The 16,371-nt window shown below is 67.0% G+C and carries 16 protein-coding genes; 7 read left to right on the top strand and 9 right to left on the bottom strand.

Going from position 1 to position 16,371, the window contains the following annotated elements:
• The first annotated feature begins 14 nt into the window (after positions 1–14).
• The 7 genes from fghA to rpoS all read left to right on the top strand — a co-directional run bounded on the left by fghA (position 15) and on the right by rpoS (position 5,994).
• Positions 15–869, top strand: a complete 855-nt coding sequence (gene fghA, locus QMX82_RS11645; RefSeq protein WP_208694451.1) for an S-formylglutathione hydrolase — start codon at positions 15–17, stop codon at positions 867–869.
• A gap of 66 nt (positions 870–935) precedes the next feature.
• Positions 936–1,409 (top strand): 2-C-methyl-D-erythritol 2,4-cyclodiphosphate synthase, encoded by a 474-nt coding sequence (gene ispF / locus QMX82_RS11640; RefSeq protein WP_208694452.1) that lies wholly within the window; start codon positions 936–938, stop codon positions 1,407–1,409.
• Positions 1,406–2,464: a tRNA pseudouridine(13) synthase TruD gene (gene truD / locus QMX82_RS11635; protein ID WP_282283588.1), complete on the top strand. Its 1,059-nt coding sequence runs from the start codon at positions 1,406–1,408 to the stop codon at positions 2,462–2,464. The genes ispF and truD overlap by 4 nt, the downstream gene beginning before the upstream one ends.
• Positions 2,452–3,207 carry a 5'/3'-nucleotidase SurE gene (gene surE / locus QMX82_RS11630; protein WP_208694454.1) on the top strand — a complete coding sequence of 252 codons (756 nt, stop codon included), beginning with the start codon at positions 2,452–2,454 and terminating at the stop codon, positions 3,205–3,207. The genes truD and surE overlap by 13 nt, the downstream gene beginning before the upstream one ends.
• A 38-nt stretch (positions 3,208–3,245) precedes the next feature.
• Positions 3,246–3,884: a protein-L-isoaspartate(D-aspartate) O-methyltransferase gene (locus QMX82_RS11625; protein WP_007159462.1), complete on the top strand. Its 639-nt coding sequence runs from the start codon at positions 3,246–3,248 to the stop codon at positions 3,882–3,884.
• A gap of 170 nt (positions 3,885–4,054) precedes the next feature.
• On the top strand, positions 4,055–4,891 hold the full coding sequence (locus tag QMX82_RS11620) for a peptidoglycan DD-metalloendopeptidase family protein (protein WP_261793975.1): 837 nt from the start codon (positions 4,055–4,057) through the stop codon (positions 4,889–4,891).
• Positions 4,892–5,001: 110 nt separating this feature from the next.
• On the top strand, positions 5,002–5,994 hold the full coding sequence (gene rpoS, locus QMX82_RS11615) for an RNA polymerase sigma factor RpoS (RefSeq protein WP_208694455.1): 993 nt from the start codon (positions 5,002–5,004) through the stop codon (positions 5,992–5,994).
• 407 nt (positions 5,995–6,401) lie between these two features.
• Here rpoS and fdxA read toward each other — a convergent pair whose 3' ends face one another.
• The 9 genes from fdxA to QMX82_RS11570 form a co-directional block, all read right to left on the bottom strand.
• A complete protein-coding gene (gene fdxA, locus QMX82_RS11610; RefSeq protein ID WP_059314069.1) occupies positions 6,402–6,725 on the bottom strand; it encodes a ferredoxin FdxA in 324 nt (107 codons plus the stop codon).
• A gap of 68 nt (positions 6,726–6,793) precedes the next feature.
• Complete coding sequence (mutS, locus tag QMX82_RS11605) at positions 6,794–9,370, bottom strand: DNA mismatch repair protein MutS (RefSeq protein ID WP_208694456.1); 2,577 nt, start codon at positions 9,368–9,370, stop codon at positions 6,794–6,796.
• A gap of 92 nt (positions 9,371–9,462) precedes the next feature.
• Positions 9,463–11,412 (bottom strand): hybrid sensor histidine kinase/response regulator, encoded by a 1,950-nt coding sequence (locus tag QMX82_RS11600; RefSeq protein ID WP_208694457.1) that lies wholly within the window; start codon positions 11,410–11,412, stop codon positions 9,463–9,465.
• A 64-nt stretch (positions 11,413–11,476) separates the two neighbouring features.
• A complete protein-coding gene (locus tag QMX82_RS11595) occupies positions 11,477–11,683 on the bottom strand; it encodes a hypothetical protein (RefSeq protein ID WP_158895980.1) in 207 nt (68 codons plus the stop codon).
• A gap of 53 nt (positions 11,684–11,736) precedes the next feature.
• A complete protein-coding gene (locus QMX82_RS11590; protein ID WP_208694458.1) occupies positions 11,737–12,720 on the bottom strand; it encodes an NAD(P)-dependent oxidoreductase in 984 nt (327 codons plus the stop codon).
• Positions 12,721–12,734: 14 nt separating this feature from the next.
• Positions 12,735–14,018, bottom strand: coding sequence for an MFS transporter (locus QMX82_RS11585; RefSeq protein ID WP_208694459.1), 1,284 nt, complete (start codon positions 14,016–14,018; stop codon positions 12,735–12,737).
• A 43-nt stretch (positions 14,019–14,061) separates the two neighbouring features.
• Positions 14,062–14,991, bottom strand: a complete 930-nt coding sequence (locus QMX82_RS11580) for a sugar kinase (RefSeq protein WP_208694460.1) — start codon at positions 14,989–14,991, stop codon at positions 14,062–14,064.
• A complete protein-coding gene (locus QMX82_RS11575) occupies positions 14,984–15,766 on the bottom strand; it encodes a sugar phosphate isomerase/epimerase family protein (RefSeq protein WP_282283573.1) in 783 nt (260 codons plus the stop codon). Before QMX82_RS11575 ends, QMX82_RS11580 begins: the two co-directional genes overlap by 8 nt.
• Positions 15,767–15,823: 57 nt before the next feature.
• The coding region (locus QMX82_RS11570) for a substrate-binding domain-containing protein (RefSeq protein ID WP_282283572.1) at positions 15,824–16,371 on the bottom strand (548 nt) is incomplete at its 5' end.

Here is a 16,371-nt window from a genome sequence, read left to right as displayed (position 1 = left end):
CCTCTGCACGGGAGATGACCATGAGTCTCGAACTGCTCTCCAGCAACAAGAGTTTCGGCGGCTGGCACAAGCGCTATCGCCATCGCGCGCGCAGTCTCGACTGCGACATGACCTTTGCCGTCTACCTGCCACCGCAGGCGGAAGCCCGCAGCGATCTGCCGGTGCTCTACTGGCTGTCGGGGCTGACCTGCACCGACGAGAACTTCATGCAGAAGGCCGGCGCCCAGCGCCTGGCGGCCGAGCTGGGCCTGGTGCTGGTGGCGCCGGACACCAGTCCGCGCGGCGAAAGCGTACCGGACGACCCGGAAAAGGCCTGGGACTTCGGCCTGGGCGCCGGCTTCTACATCAATGCCACCCAGCAGCCCTGGGCCAAGCACTACCGCATGCACGACTATGTGGTGGAGGAGCTGCCGGCGCTGATCGAGGCCAACTTCCCGGTTTCGGATCGTCGCGGCGTCAGCGGTCATTCCATGGGTGGCCACGGGGCCCTGATCTGCGCCCTGCGCCATCCGGGGCGCTATCGTTCGGTGTCGGCCTTCTCGCCCATCGTCAACCCGCTGGATTGTCCCTGGGGGCACAAGGCGTTCTCCCACTACCTGGGTGACGACCGCAGCAGCTGGGCGGAGTGGGATGCCTGTGCGCTGCTGGCCAAGGCCGAGGAGCGCCTGCCGCTGCTGGTCGACCAGGGTGAGCAGGACAGCTTCCTCGCTGAACAGCTCAAGCCCCAGGCCCTGCAGCGGGCGGCGGAAGCCGCGGGTCATCCGCTGGAACTGCGTCTGCAGCCGGGGTATGACCACAGCTACTTCTTCGTTGCCAGCTTCATCGACGACCACCTGCGGCATCACGCGGCGGCGCTGTCGACCTTGTAAGGGCGACGGCGCCTGCCCACAGCCGGTAGAATCGACGCCCTGTCATTTTCCAGGGCGTCTCTGTTCATGCGCATAGGTCACGGTTTCGACGTTCACGCCTTCGGCGAGGGCGATTTCATTACCCTCGGTGGCATTCGTATTCCCCACCACCGTGGCCTGGTCGCCCACTCCGACGGCGACGTGCTGCTGCACGCCCTGGCCGATGCCCTGCTGGGTGCGGCCGCCCTGGGCGACATCGGCAAGCATTTCCCCGATACCGATCCGCGCTTCAAGGGCGCCGACAGTCGGGTGCTCCTGCGCCATGTGGTCGGACTGGTCCGTGAACAGGGCTGGAAGGTCGGCAACGTCGACGGCACCATCGCCGCCCAGGCGCCCAAGATGGCGCCGCACATCGAGGCCATGCGCCAGGCCATCGCCGAAGACCTGCAGGTTGAACTGGGCCAGGTCAACGTCAAGGCCACCACCACCGAGCGTCTGGGTTTCGTCGGGCGCGAAGAGGGCATCGCCGTGCACGCCGTGGCCCTGCTACTGCCACTATGACCGAAGACCAGCTGCTCGGGCCGCGTGCCCATGGCGAGCCCTGCGGCCAGGCGATCCTCAAGGCCAGCGCCGAGGACTTCCAAGTGGACGAGGTGCTGGACATCCCGCTGAGCGGTGATGGCGAGCACCTCTGGCTATGGGTCGAGAAGCGCGGCCTCAACACCGAGGAAGCCGTGCGCCGCCTGGCGCGCGCCGCCGGGGTGCCGCAGCGGGCGATCAGCTACGCCGGCCTCAAGGATCGCCAGGCCCTGACCCGCCAGTGGTTCAGCCTGCACCTGCCGGGCAAGGCCGATCCGGATCTGGCAGCCGCCTGCGACGAGACGCTGGTGATCCTCCAGCAGGGTCGGCACCGGCGCAAGCTGCAGCGGGGCGCCCATGCCGCCAATGGCTTCCGCCTGCGCCTGACCGGGCTCCAGGCCGATCCGGCAGTGCTGGAGGCGCGCCTGCAGGCCATCGCCACCGGCGGCGTACCCAACTATTTCGGCCCGCAGCGCTTCGGCTACCAGGGCGGCAATCTGGCCGACGCCCAGACCTGCGCCCGCGAGCAGCGTCTGCCCGAACAGCGCAACCGGCGTTCACGGACGCTGTCCGCCGCGCGCAGCTGGCTGTTCAATCAGGTACTGGCCGGACGCATCGCCGACGGCTCCTGGAATCAGGCGCAGGAAGGCGACCTGCTGGCCTTCACCGACAGCCGCAGCCACTTTCCGGCGACCGCCGCCGATCTGGCGGATCCGCGCCTGGCGGCGCTCGATCTGCACCCCACCGGCCCGCTGTGGGGCGCCGGTGAAACCCCGGTGCAGGGTCCGGCCGCCGTTCTGGAGCAGGAGGTGGCCAGGGCCGCCGCAGAGCTGCCCGCCTGGCTGGCCGGTGCCGGCCTCTCGCATGAGCGGCGCATCCTGCGCCTCCCCATCGGAGGCCTGACGTGGCATTATCCCGCTCCTGACATTCTGCAACTCGAATTCGTCCTGCCGGCCGGCTGTTTCGCCACCGCAGTGGTTCGCGAGCTGGTAACGCTTGGCGAGGCAGGGCAGACGGAACATCCATGCGACTTCTGATCGCCAACGACGATGGGGTGCTGGCCCCCGGTATCGCCGCGCTGCATGCCGCGCTCTCCGCCCGTGCGGACTACGAGTGCCAGGTAGTCGCGCCGCTCTATGACATGAGCGGCGTGAGCAGTGCCCTGACGCTGGACCGCCCCCTGCATCCGCAGCGCCTGCCCAATGGCTTCCTGGGCGTCAACGGCACGCCTACCGATTGCGTTCACCTCGGCCTCAATGGGCTGTTGGAAGAGACGCCGGACATGGTGGTGGCCGGCATCAACCTGGGCGCCAACCTCGGCGACGATGTCCTCTATTCCGGTACCGTGGCCGCGGCCATGGAAGGGCGTTTCCTCAGCCTCCCGGCACTGGCTTTCTCGCTGGTGTCGCGCAGTGCCGACAACATGGCGGTGGCCGCCGAGATCGCTGCCCGCATCGTGGCGCTGCACGAGCGCTTCGATCTGCCACCGCGCACCGTCCTCAACGTCAACATCCCGGATCTGCCGCTTGCGCAGATCAAGGGTCTGCAGCTGACCCGTCTGGGTCACCGCGCCCAGGCCAAGCCGCCGGTGCGCGAGGTCAATCCGCGTGGCAAGGCGGGCTACTGGATCTCGGTTTCCGGCGATGCGGTGGATGGCGGACCGGGCACCGACTTCCATGCCGTGCTGGAAGGCTATGTCTCGGTGACGCCGCTGCAGTTTGATCGCACCTTCCGCGAGGGCTTCGCCGGCCTGCAGGCTCTGACGGAGCTGCTGGCATGACTCAGGGGCAAGAGCATATGCAAAGACACGGCATCGGTATGACCTCCCAGCGCACCCGGGAGCGCCTCATCCAGCGCCTCTACGAAGAGGGGCTGTCCAACGCTCAGGTGCTGGAGGTGATCCGCCGTACGCCGCGTCACCTGTTCGTCGACGAGGCCCTGGCCCATCGTGCGTACGAGGACACGGCGCTGCCCATCGGTCACAACCAGACCATCTCCCAGCCGTTCATGGTGGCGCGCATGACCGAGCTGCTGCTCGCCGGCGGTCCGCTGGACAAGGTCATGGAGATCGGCACCGGCTCCGGCTACCAGACCGCCATCCTGGCGCAGACCGTGGAACGGGTATTTTCCGTGGAGCGTATACAGTCGCTGCAGGACAGAGCCAAGGAGCGTCTGCTCGAACTCAATCTGCGCAACGTGGTGTTTCGCTGGGGCGATGGCTGGGAAGGCTGGCCGGCGCTGGCGCCCTACAATGGCATCATCGTCACCGCCGCAGCGCGGGAAGTGCCCCAGGCGCTGCTCGACCAGCTGGCACCCGGTGGTCGCCTGGTGATCCCGGTAGGCGTCGACGAGGAGCAGAAGCTTCTGCTGATCGTGCGCGAAGCCGAAGGCTTCGTCCGCCACGAACTCAATGCCGTCCGTTTCGTGCCGCTGCTCAATGGACCCCTGGCCCAGTGAGCGACAGGGAACGTTACCCCGGTACCGCGCTCCAAGGCTGCCTGGCGGCTGCGGCCGCTTGAGGCCGGCGGGATGGCCGGACGGTCGATGATCAGACTCTGCGGGAGGAACGGGTGAAGGCCCGAGCGCAAGGATTTCCAGGACGAGGGCGTTCAGGCTGGCTGGCGGGAGTGCTCGTGGCCCTGCTGCTGGCGGGCTGTTCGAGCAACGGTTCGCGAGCGCCGGTGGTCGACCGCGGCGATGGTCGCAGCAGCGTACCCCAGGTCACTTCCGGGCAGTATCGCGTCAAGCGCGGTGACACCCTGTTCTCCATCGCTTCCCGCAACGGCTGGGAATGGCGTGCCCTGGCGGCCCAGAACGGCCTCGGGGCACCCTATGTCATCCATGTCGGCCAGGTCATCCGTTTCGGCAGCGGTTCCAGCGCCAGTGGTTCCAGTCGCATCATCCGGCGACCGGCCACGGTAGCTTCCGGTCCGGCACCCGGCACTCCGGTGGCGACACCGGTGCCCATCCCGCCGCCCGTCACCTCCAGTCCCACCGCCGCCACCCCGGTGGTGACCCCCAACCTGCCCGCCGCGCCCCCGCCGACGCCGGTGACGCCCGCGCAGACGCCGACCCGTGATGTCCCCCAATCCGCATCCGGTTGGGCCTGGCCGACGAAAGGTACGTTGATCAGCCGCTTCTCGGCTAGCAGCAGCCTAAACAAGGGAATAGACATCGCCGGGCAGGAAGGCCAGCCCGTGATGGCCGCTGCCGACGGCACTGTGGTCTATGCGGGAAATGGTCTACGGGGTTATGGTGAACTGGTTATCGTCAAACACAGCGAAACCTACGTCAGTGCATACGGTCACAATCGTAGGTTGCTGGTTCGGGAAGGTGAGCGTGTCAAGATAGGGCAGACGATTGCCGAGATGGGTTCGACCGGGACCGACCGAGTCAAACTCCATTTCGAGATTCGCCGTCAGGGCAAGCCGGTGGATCCCTTGCAGTTTTTGCCCAATCGCTGATTCGCTAGGCGCCGACTCGATCCCGCAGCTTTTTGGGGGCGAGTCATGGCGCATCGGCAACGTATCGATACGCCCTGGCTCGAAGCGCAGACGAGCAAGGGTTACTCAAGATGATCCAGAACAAACAAGAAACCGAGTACGACCTCGGCGATGATGTCCTGCTTCTCGATTCCAATCCCTTCGGTGAGGAATCCGCCGATTCAGCCATGACCAAGGCGCTCTCCGGGCGCGGCAACCAGGTCCTGCGTGGGGCGAAGCTGGCCGATTACGGCCGAGCGCTCGACGCCACTCAGCTCTATCTCAACGAAATCGGCTTTTCGCCGCTGCTGTCACCAGCAGAGGAAGTGCATTTCGCCCGGCTCGCCCAGCGCGGCGATCCTGCCGGTCGCAAGCGCATGATCGAAAGCAATCTGCGCCTGGTGGTGAAGATCGCCCGACGCTATATCAACCGCGGACTGTCGCTGCTCGATCTGATCGAGGAGGGCAACCTGGGCCTGATTCGCGCTGTGGAGAAGTTCGATCCCGAGCGGGGTTTCCGATTCTCCACCTATGCCACCTGGTGGATCCGGCAGACCATCGAGCGGGCGATCATGAATCAGACCCGCACCATTCGCCTGCCGATCCATGTGGTCAAGGAACTCAACCTGCATCTGCGCGCCGCGCGCGAACTGACCCAGAAGCTCGACCACGAGCCTTCGCCCGAGGAAATCGCCGCCCTGCTGGAGAAGCCGGTAGCGGACGTCAAGCGGGTGATGGGCCTCAACGAGCGGATCAGCTCGGTGGACATGGTCCTCGGCCCCGATTCCGACAAGACCCTGCTCGATACCCTGACCGACGACCGACCGACCGATCCGTGCGAACTGCTGCAGGATTCGGATCTCAACCAGAGCATCGACCAGTGGCTGCTGGAGCTGCCGGAAAAGCAGCGCGAGGTGGTGGTGCGTCGCTTCGGTCTACGTGGCCATGAAGCCTGCACCCTGGAAGAAGTCGGCCAGGAGATAGGGCTCACCCGCGAGCGAGTCAGGCAGATCCAGGTCGAGGCGCTCAAGCGGTTGCGCGAGATCTTCGAGCGCAACGGCCTGTCCAGTGAATCGCTGTTCTGAACGCGTCTAGCTGAATCTCAGCCAAACGGAGCCCGGATTTATCCGGGCTTTTTTCTGCGTGTTGTTGTAAGCCCTGGCTTACAGTCCGCGTAAGCATGTATCGCTTGGCGCTGCCGGAAAGCACCGCTTGCGCAGCCTGAATAATAGCCAAGTGCTTGCTGGATAACGCTTTTCTGTTTCGAGCGGCGTGCAGAGCGCGCTCGCAGTGACCGACCGTGGCAGATTGCCAGCTTTCGGCAGAAGCGTACTATCGGCGCTGTGTCTGGGACGACGCGGATCGGCAGGAAGCGGATCGGGATCACCTCGGGACGAGGTTCACCAGGAAGGTGACAGGATTACAGGGACAGGGACGAAGGGGGCGGAGCGATCCGCCCCCTTTTTTTTGGCCTGGATTTTCCAGGCGCGGCCTAGCGCTCGAGCTGGGCGAGCTTACCGGTCTTGCCATCCCATTCGGCGGCGTCGGGCAGGGCTTCCTTCTTCTCGGTGATGTTCGGCCAGATGTTGGCCAGCTCACTGTTGAGTTCGATGAAGGCTTCCTGGCCGGCCGGTACCTCGTCTTCCGAGAAGATCGCCTGGGCCGGGCATTCGGGTTCGCACAGGGCGCAGTCGATGCACTCGTCCGGGTGAATCACCAGGAAGTTGGGGCCTTCGTAGAAGCAGTCCACCGGGCAGACTTCCACGCAGTCGGTATATTTGCATTTGATGCAGTTGTCAGTGACGACGAAGGTCATCTGCTCGTTCTCCTCAGGCTAAGGCGGCGGATTCTAGCAGCATTGCCGGAACCCTCGTATCCGTTAACTCAGATACGCTTTTTCCATTCGTAGATAAGCTCCAGGGCCCGTCTGGGTGTGAGGTCGTCCGGCTGCAGGCGTTCCAGTTCCTCGATGAGAGGATGGGCGGCGCTGGCGAACAGATCGGCCTGTAGCGGACGGTCTTTGACCGGCGCGCTCACCGGCAGGGGTGCCCCTACCTCACCGTTGAAACTGGCCGCTTCCAGGCGGGCCAGATGCTCCCGCGCGCGCAGGATGACGTCCTCCGGTACCCCGGCCAGTTGGGCCACGGCCAGGCCATAGCTCTGGCTGGCCGGACCGGGCAGCACATGGTGCAGGAAGACGATGCGGTCGTTGTGCTCGGTGGCGTTGAGGTGGACGTTGGCCACGCTCGGCTGGCCCTCCGGCAGCACGGTCAGCTCGAAGTAGTGGGTGGCGAACAGCGTCCAGGCGCGCAGGCGCGCCAGTTGCTCGGCGGCGGCCCAGGCCAGGGACAGGCCGTCGAAGGTACTGGTGCCGCGGCCGACTTCGTCCATCAGCACCAGGCTGTGCTCGCTGGCGTTGTGCAGGATGTTGGCGGTCTCGCTCATCTCCACCATGAAGGTGGAGCGGCCACCGGCCAGGTCGTCGCTGGAGCCGATGCGGGTGAAGATGCGATCCACCAGGGACAGCTCGCAACTCGCCGCCGGAACGAAGCTGCCGACGTGCGCCAGCAGCACGATCAGCGCGGTCTGGCGCATGTAGGTGGACTTGCCGCCCATGTTCGGACCGGTGATCACCAGCATGCGGGTGTCGTTGTCGAGGGTGACGTCGTTGGCGACGAAGGGCGTTTCCAGCACCTGCTCCACCACCGGGTGACGACCCTGGCCGATCTTCAGGCAGGGCTCCGCGACGAAGCGCGGCTTGTTCAGGTCCAGGTTGAGGGCGCGCTCGGCGAAGTTGGCCAGGACGTCCAGTTCGGCCAGGGCCGCGGCGCTGTCCTGCAAGGGCGCCAGGTGACCGATGAGTTCTTCCAGCAGCGCCTCGTAGAGGGCCTTTTCCCGCGCCAGGGCGCGGCTCTGGGCCGACAGCGCCTTGTCTTCGAAGGCCTTGAGCTCCGGGGTGATGAAGCGCTCGGCGCCCTTGAGGGTCTGGCGGCGGATGTAGTCGGCGGGTGCCGACTCGGCCTGGCGGCTGGGAATCTCGATGAAATAGCCGTGGACGCGGTTGTAGCCGACCTTGAGGCCTTGCAGACCGGTGCGGGCCTTTTCGCGGGCCTCCAGATCCATGAGGAACTGACCGGCGTTTTCGCTCAGGGTCTGCAGCTCGTCCAGCTCGCTGTCGTAGCCGCGCTTGATGACGCCGCCGTCGCGGATCACCGCCGGCGGATTGTCGAGGATGGCGCGGGCCAGGGTCGCAGCCAGTTCCGGATAGGTCTGGATGCTCTTGGCCAGGTCGAGCAGGTGCGGGGCGATCATCTGCGTCAGCCCCTCCTGCAGCGCCGGCAGCGCGGCCAGGGCGTCTCTCAGGCGCGCGAGGTCGCGCGGGCGGGCGTTGCGCAGGCCGATGCGGGCGAGGATGCGCTCCAGGTCGCCGATATCCTTGAGCTGCGGCTGCAGCGATTCGAAGCGATAGCCCTCCAGCAGGCAGGTGATGGCGTCCTGGCGGGCTTCGATGATGGCGCGATTGCGCAGTGGGCGATTCAGCCAGCGGGTCAGCAGACGACTGCCCATGGCGGTCTGGCAGCGGTCCACCACCGACTGCAGGGTGTTGTCGCGGCCCCCGGCCAGGTTGACGTCCAGCTCCAGGTTACGACGGCTGGCGCCGTCGAGGATGACGGTGTCGTCCAGGCGCTCGTGCCGGAGGCTGCGCAGGTGCGGCAGGGCGGTGCGCTGGGTTTCCTTGGCATAGGCCAGCAGGCAACCGGCGGCGCCGAGGGCCAGGCCCAGCTTGTCGCAGCCGAAGCCCTTGAGATCACCGGTGCCGAATTGCTGGCAGAGACTCTTGAGCGCCGAATCGCAGTCGAAGTCCCAGGGCGCGCGGCGACGGACGCCGCGGCGCTTCTCGGCGGGCAGGCCGGCAGGCCAGTCGTCGGGGATCAGCAGCTCGGCGGGATTGAGGCGATCCAGCTCGGCCAGCAGGGTCTCCCAGCCGGCCAGTTCCTGCACGGTGAAGCGGCCGCTGGCGATGTCCAGCACGGCCAGGCCGAACAGGCGCTCGTCGCCCAGCACGGCGGTCAGCAGGTTGTCGCGGCGCTCGTCCAGCAGCGCTTCGTCACTGACGGTGCCGGGAGTGATGATGCGCACCACCTGGCGTTCCACCGGGCCCTTGCTGGTGGCGGGGTCGCCGATCTGCTCGCAGATCACCACCGATTCGCCGAGCTTGACCAGCTTGGCCAGGTAGCCTTCGGCGGAGTGGAAGGGGATACCGGCCATGGGGATGGACTTGCCGGCCGAGGCGCCGCGGGCGGTCAGGGTGATGTCGAGCAACTTGGCGGCACGCCGGGCGTCGTCATAGAACAGCTCGTAGAAATCGCCCATGCGATAGAACAGCAGCTGTTCGGGATGCTGATGCTTGATCTTGAGGTACTGCTGCATCATGGGCGTGTGCGCGGAGAGATCGCTCATGCGGGTGTTTCGATCCGGTTGCCTGTGGATAGCCGCGTATTGTCCACCAACTGGCGGCGTTTGTCGGCCCCGCTCGGCTCAGGGCAGCGGTATCAGGCCTGCGGCCCTTGTCCACGGGCGGCCAGCAGCAGATCGATGCGGGCCATCAGCCGTTCCAGGGTGAAGGGCTTGGCCAGCACCTCGACATCCGGAACGGGCAAGGACTCGCCGGGCAGGTTGGCCTCGGCATAGCCGGTGATCAGCAGGGTCATCAGACCCGGGCGGCGTTCCCGGGCCAGGGCGGCGAGCTGGCAGCCACTCAGCCCGCCCGGCAGGCCGACATCGGCAATCAGCAGGTCCAGCGGGATGTCCGATTCCAGTATCTGCAGCGCCGCGGCGGCATCGGTCGCCTCCAGGGTATGGATGCGATGTTCGCGCAGGGCTTCGTCCACCAGCATGCGCACCAGGGGTTCGTCGTCCACCACCAGGACCGTCATGCCGTCGGGATAGCGCAGCGCTGGAGCCGGCGGCGTCTCCACCGACGGCGCTGAAGACTCCACCAGGCGCGGCAGATAGAGGGTCACGGTGGTGCCTTGGCCAGGTGCCGAGGCGATATAGGCGACCCCGCCGGACTGCTTGGCGAAGCCATAGATCATCGACAGGCCAAGCCCGGTACCCATGCCCACCGGCTTGGTGGTGAAGAAGGGATCGAAGGCTCGTGCCAGTACCGCGGGCGGCATCCCGGAGCCGGTATCGAGCACCGCCAGGGTCACATAGTCGCCAGCCGGCAATTCCAGCGCCGCAGCCTGGGCCTCGTTGAGCCGGCGATTGGCGGTGACGATGCGCAACATTCCGCCCTCGGGCATGGCATCCCGGGCGTTGATGCACAGGTTGAGCAGGGCGTTCTCCAGCTGATGGGGATCGCACAGGGTGAGATTCACCGCCTCCGCCAGTTCGATATGGATCTCGACCTGGGGACCGACCGAGCGGCGGATGAGTTCTTCCATGCCCAGCACCAGGGCATTGGTCTGGGTAGCCGCGGGATCCAGCGCCTGGCGGCGGGAAAAGGCGAGCAGGCGGTGGGTCAGGGCCGCAGCGCGCTCGGCAGCACCCTTGGCGCCACTGGCATAGCGTTCGAGATCGGTGAAGCGGCCCTGTTCGAGTCTCAGACTGAGCATGTCCAGGCTGCCGATCACGCCGGTCAGCAGGTTGTTGAAGTCATGGGCGATGCCTCCGGTCAGCTGGCCCACGGCTTCCATCTTCTGGCTCTGGCGAAGCTGTTCCTCGGTCTGGCGCAGGGCCTCCTGTTGCTCGCGGATGGCCGTGACTTCACGCACCGCGGCGTAGATGAGGCCGTCCTGCAGCACCGCATTCCACGACAGCCAGCGATAGCCGCCCGCGCGATGGCGATAGCGATTCTCGAAGCCGAACACCGGTTCACCGAGCTTGAGGCGCTCCAGCGCCGCCTCGGTGCGGGCGCGATCCTCGGCGTGGACAAAGGCCGTGAAGGGCTCGTGGTGCAGTTGCTCGGCGCTCCAGCCCAGGGTGCTGGTCCAGGCCGGATTGAGGTCCAGCAACTGGCCTTCCAGGCTGGCCGTGCAGAGCAGGTCGGGGCTGGCCTGCCAGATCAGGTCGCGCTGCCGGGTACGCAGGGTCACCTCTGCGCCGAGATTGCCGGCGAAGCGATAGAGCGACTCCAGGCTGCGGCGCTGGGCCGCGCAGACCATTGCCATGATCACGTTGACCAGCACGAACAGCGCATGGGACACCCAGCGCTCGGAGAACAGCGCGAAATAGGCCGGCGTCTTGACGAAAAGGGTCTCGGCCAACAGCACCGACAACAGGGTGGCGAAGATGCCGGGACCCAGGCCGAACCAGAAGGCCGCGGCCATGATGAAGGGAATAAACAGCAGATAGGGCAGGCTGTCGATGCCCAGGCTCAGGCGAATCCCGGCCGCGATGGCGATCAGCAGGGTAGCGCCCAGATAGCGCAACGGAGCCGGGGTCTCCCGCGGGACCAGCTTGAGCAGCCGGCCGAGCAGGGTATGGGTGGCAATGGGCACTGACGCTAGACCTCGGGGCGCTGATCGCTCACGGTATCGAACGGGTCACGACCGGCAGGCCGGATCAGGTGCCCTCGTGCCGCTCGAATTCCTCGACCGCGCGTACCACGCCCGCATTGTCCGCCGCCGTGCTGCGGGCCTGGCGCTCGAAGGCGGTGGCCAGCTCATTGACCAGTTGCAGCAGACGCGGGATGTCGCCGCTACGTTCGGCATCGGCGGCCTGCTCGCGCACGCGGTTGACGAAGGCTTGGGGATCGTCGAAGGCGGTCATGGGGCGTTCTCCGTTGTTATGGTACTTGTCTGACCACAAATCACGGCCAAGACTCACTCGCGCCGCGTCCAGGCCTGCGGATTGACCAGATTCGCCGGCCGCTGACCGCCCAGGGCGGCCAGCAGGTTGTCCACCGCGCAACAGGCCATGGCCTCGCGCGTCTCGTGGGTCGCCGAGCCCAAGTGCGGCGTGGGCACCACGTTGGGCAGCTGCAGCAGGGGCGAGTCCGGCGCCACGGGTTCGCGATCGAAGACGTCCAGGCCCGCTCCACGCAGCCGGCCTTCCTGCAGGGCGGCGATCAGGGCGGCTTCGTCGATGACCGGGCCGCGCGAGACGTTGATCAGGATGGCGTGGGCCGGCAATCGGACCAGTTCGGCAGCACCGAGCAGGTGATGGGTCTCGTCGCTCAGGGGCACGGTGACACAGAGGAAGTCGCAGCTCGCCAGCAACTCGGGCAGCGGCAGGAAGCGTGCGCCAAAGCGCTCGTCCACCTCGGGCTTGGCGGCGTGGGCGGTGTAGTTGACCTGCATGCCGAAACCCAGGTGGGCGCGGCGGGCGATGGCCTGGCCGATGCGGCCCATGCCCACCAGGCCCAGGGTCTTGCCATGGACGTCGCAACCGAAATGCGCCTCGCCCAGACTGGCTTGCCACTGGCCGGCGCGGACCCAGTCCGCCAGTTCGACGATGCGCCGCGCGGTGGCGAGCAGCAGGGCGAATGCGGCATCGGCGACGCTTTCGGTGAGCACATCCGGGGTGTTGCAGAGCAGGATGCCGCGCCGCTCCAGATAGGGCAGGTCATAGCTGTCGAAGCCGACCGAGACACTGGCGATGGCCTCCAGCTGGGGGGCCAGGTCCAGCAGTTCGGGCGTCAGCTTGAAGCTGGAGCCGAGCAGCCCCTGGGCTTCGGGCAGGCGTTCGCGCAGGCGGGCCTCACCGCCCGGCGCCTTGACGTCGACGTATTCCAGGTCGAAGGCCTCGTCCAGGCGCGCGGTCAGCGCCGGCGACAGGGCCTTGTAGTGGATCACCTTCTTTTTCATGGACAGCGCTTCCTCTAGTGACTGGTGGCGGGCTTGAGCGCCGCGGCGCGGGTGACCGGTTCCTGGCGCAGCAGCAGGGTCAGGACCACGGCCACCAGCAGGGCGCCGCCCATGAAGCCGAAGGACGCCCCGGGGCCGCCGGTCACGCCGTTGAGATAGCCCACCAGGTAGGAGCCGGCAAAGGAGCCCAAAGCGCCCATGCTGTTGATCAGCGCCATTGCACCGCCGGCGACGTTGCCGGGCAGGATTTCCGGAACGATGGCGAAGAAGGGGCCGTAGGGGGCGTACATGCAGGCACCGGCGATCACCAGCAGGGCATAGGACCACCAGAAGTGCTGGGTGCCGAGGGCGAAGGAACCGAGGAAGGCCAGGGCGGCGATGAGCAGCGGCGGCCAGACGAACAGCTTGCGATTCTGCATGCGGTCCGAGGCCCAGGACACGCCGAGCATGGCCAGTACCGCGGCCAGATAGGGCAGCGAGGACAGCCAGCCGGCCTGAACGATGTCCAGGTGGGCGCCCTGGCGCAGGATCGACGGCAACCAGATGACGAAGCCATAGACGCCGATGCTCCAGCAGAAATACTGCAGCGACAGCAGGATGACCTTGGGCGAGCGGAAGGCTTCGGCGTAGTTCTTGACCGGCTTCATACCCTGCTGCTCGGCCTTCAGCGCTTCTTCCAGGCGGGCCTTTTCGTCAGCGGCGAGCCACTTGGCATCCTTGGGCCGCTCGGCGGCCAGGCGCCACCAGATAAAGGCCCAGATCACCGCCGGCAGGCCTTCGATGATGAACATCCAGCGCCAGTCCAGAGCGTGGATCAGATAGCCCGAGACCACCGACATCCAGAGGATGGTCACCGGATTGCCGAGGATCAGAAAGGTGTTGGCCCGCGAACGCTCGCGCTTGGTGAACCAGTGGCAGAGATAGACCAGCATCGCCGGCATCACCGCCGCCTCGACCACCCCGAGCAGAAAGCGGATGGCGATCAGCAGGGTGACGTTGGGCACCAAGCCGGTGAGGGTGGCCAGGCCACCCCAGGCGATCAGGCTCCAGAAGATCAGCCGCTTGACGCTGCGCTTCTCGGCATAGATGGCGCCGGGCACCTGGAAGAAGAAGTAGCCGAGAAAGAACAGCGCACCGAGCAGCGAGGACATCGCCGGGGTGATGCCCAGGTCGTCGGCCATGCCCGAGGCGGCGGCGAAGCCGTAGTTGGCCCGGTCGAGATAGGCCAGGCTGTAGGTGATGAAGACCACCGGCATCAGATACCACCAGCGGCGTGGAGCGAGAGGGGAAGCGTTCATGGGGTCACCTGCTTGATTGTTCTTGTCAGGGGGTTGGCGTCGATCAGGGGAGTTCGTGGCGGTAGGGCAGTCCTTCCATGTCACCGACCACCTGCACGGCGCGGGCGCCGATCCAGTTGCCGCGGGCGACGGCGGCGGCGACGTCGAGGCCGTCGAGCAGGGCGCTGACGAACCCGGTGGCGAAGCCATCGCCGGCGCCGACGGTGTCGACCACCTCGGCCACCGGTACGCCGGGGACCTCGCCCTCGGCGTCGGGCGTGCGCCAGTAGCCACCCTCGGGGCCGAGCTTGATGGCCACGGCCTTGGCGCCGCGATCCAGGTAGAAGGCGGCGATGTCCGCCGGGGTGTCGTAACCGGTCAGCAGTCGACCCTCGGCCAGGCCGGGCAGCACCCAGTCGGCCAGGGCGGCGAGGTCGTTGAGTTCGCGGCGCATCCGGTCTTCGCTGTCCCACAGCGACGGCCGCAGATTGGGGTCGAAGGAGATGCTGCGGCCGGCGTCGCGCATGGCCTGCAGCAGGTGGTGGCTGAAGGCGCGGGCGCTGGGCGACAGCGCCGGCGGAATACCGGTGGCATGCAGATGACGCGCCTGCAGCAGGCTGGGGTCGAAGTCTTCCTCGATGTTGAGGTGGCTGGCCGCCGAGCCGCGGCGGAAGTATTCCACCACCGGATCGCTGCCATCGACGGCACGGGACTTCAGCTGGAAACCGGTAGGGTGCCGGGGATCGACGGTGAGGCGGCGGCAGTCCAGCCCCTCGGCTTCGAGACTGGCCCGCACGAAGCGGCCGAAGGAGTCATCGCCCACCCGCGACAGCCAGGCGACCTTGAAACCCAGGCGGCTCAAGCCGATGGCCACGTTGTTGTCGGCACCGGCGATGCGCTTGCCGAACTGGCCGACCGTGGCCAGCTCGCCCGGCGTCTCGGCGACGAACATGGTCATGGTTTCGCCAAAGGCGAGGATGTCGATGTCAGCCATGCCGGCGTTCCTCCCGGGCCTGCCCATCCAGGGTGCGCAGGGCTGCCACCTGGCGGCGACTCTCGGCCAGCAGGTCCGCTCCCATCAGCGGAAATTCGATGGCGCGGCGCAGGCCGCTGGGGAAGTGCCCCATCAGTCCCTGCCAGGCCAGCAGGTCGGCGGCTTCCGGCGGCACGGCGTGCAGGCCACCGGCGCGTCGGCGCACCGCCTTGCAATGCAGGTAACGAACGTCCGGACCGAGCAGGCGGGCGGCCTGCAAGGGATCTTCGTCCTGCCAGCGCCAGTTGCCGACGTCGAAGGTCAGCCCCACCGGCAGCTGGGCTGCCCGAGCCGCCTGAGTGAAGGCGCGCAGTGGCTCGACCCGGCCGCCCTGGGCGGTCTGGTCGTTTTCCACCAGCAGCTGCGGACCAGCGCCGGTCAGCAGGCTGGCGAGCGCCGCCAGATCGGCCGCCGGGCGGTAGTGCCCGAGGGATACCTTGAGCGTATCGGCGCCCAGCAGGCGGGCTTCCGCGAGGGCTTCGGGCAGACGCGGCGAGAGGGCTGCGCCTGCGTCGGGCCAGAGTTCGAGGGGGACCGAATAGACACAGCCCAGACCAGCCGCCTGGATGGCGGCGCCCAGGGCGGCGAAATCGGGCGCCTCGGTGAAGAGTTCGGCGCGGATTTCCACATGGGTGGCGCCGGCGGCGGCGATCAGGTCGAGCCAGGCGGCCTGACCTTGGGTACGGACCTCGTCGGCGCCAAAGGCCGAGGTGGTGATGGCGATCTCCGGTGGCATTGTTGTTCTCCTGAAACCGGTTTCAACAAAAGATGAGCAAAAGGGCGAAAGGTGCCTCTAGGTTCGAGCGCGAGTCGACTGACGGATGCGCAGCTCCGCACCGAAGGTCTGCTGCACCGGGGCGCTGCGATCCCCGTCGATACGCCGCTGCAACCGCTCGAAGGCGGCTATGCCCAGGGCATGGGTCGGCTGGGCCAGGGCGCTGATGCCGCCACCCACCAGGGGAAACCAGTCGAGGTCGTCGAGAGCGAGCAGGCCGAGGCGTTCGAACAGGGGTTCGCCCAGCGCCTGCAGCGCCAGGGTCGTCGCCAGGGTCGCCACGCCGTTGGCGCTGAGCAGCGCCTTGGGACCGGGACCGGGGCTGGCGAGGAAGGCGGCCAGCGCCCTCTGCAGGGCCAGGGCATCGTCGGCCTGGGCGCAATGCCCGCCACGACAGTCGGGGTGTTCGGCCAGGGCCGCATCGAAGGCCGTCAGCCGCTGGTGGCGGGAGCTGGTGCCGTCCAGGGGTTCGCTGACCAGCAGCAGGTCGCGATACCCCTGGCGCTGCAGGTGGGCCACGCCGTCGGCGATGGCCTGGTGGTTGTCGAGGCCGACCAGATCGGCCT

It is taken from the genome of Pseudomonas sp. PS02302 (assembly GCF_029959585.1).
GTDB classification, from domain to species: Bacteria; Pseudomonadota; Gammaproteobacteria; order Pseudomonadales; family Pseudomonadaceae; genus Chryseomonas; species Chryseomonas aestiva.
Note: the sequence above shows the minus strand (reverse complement) of the source record. Positions and strands in the feature narration are given on the sequence as shown.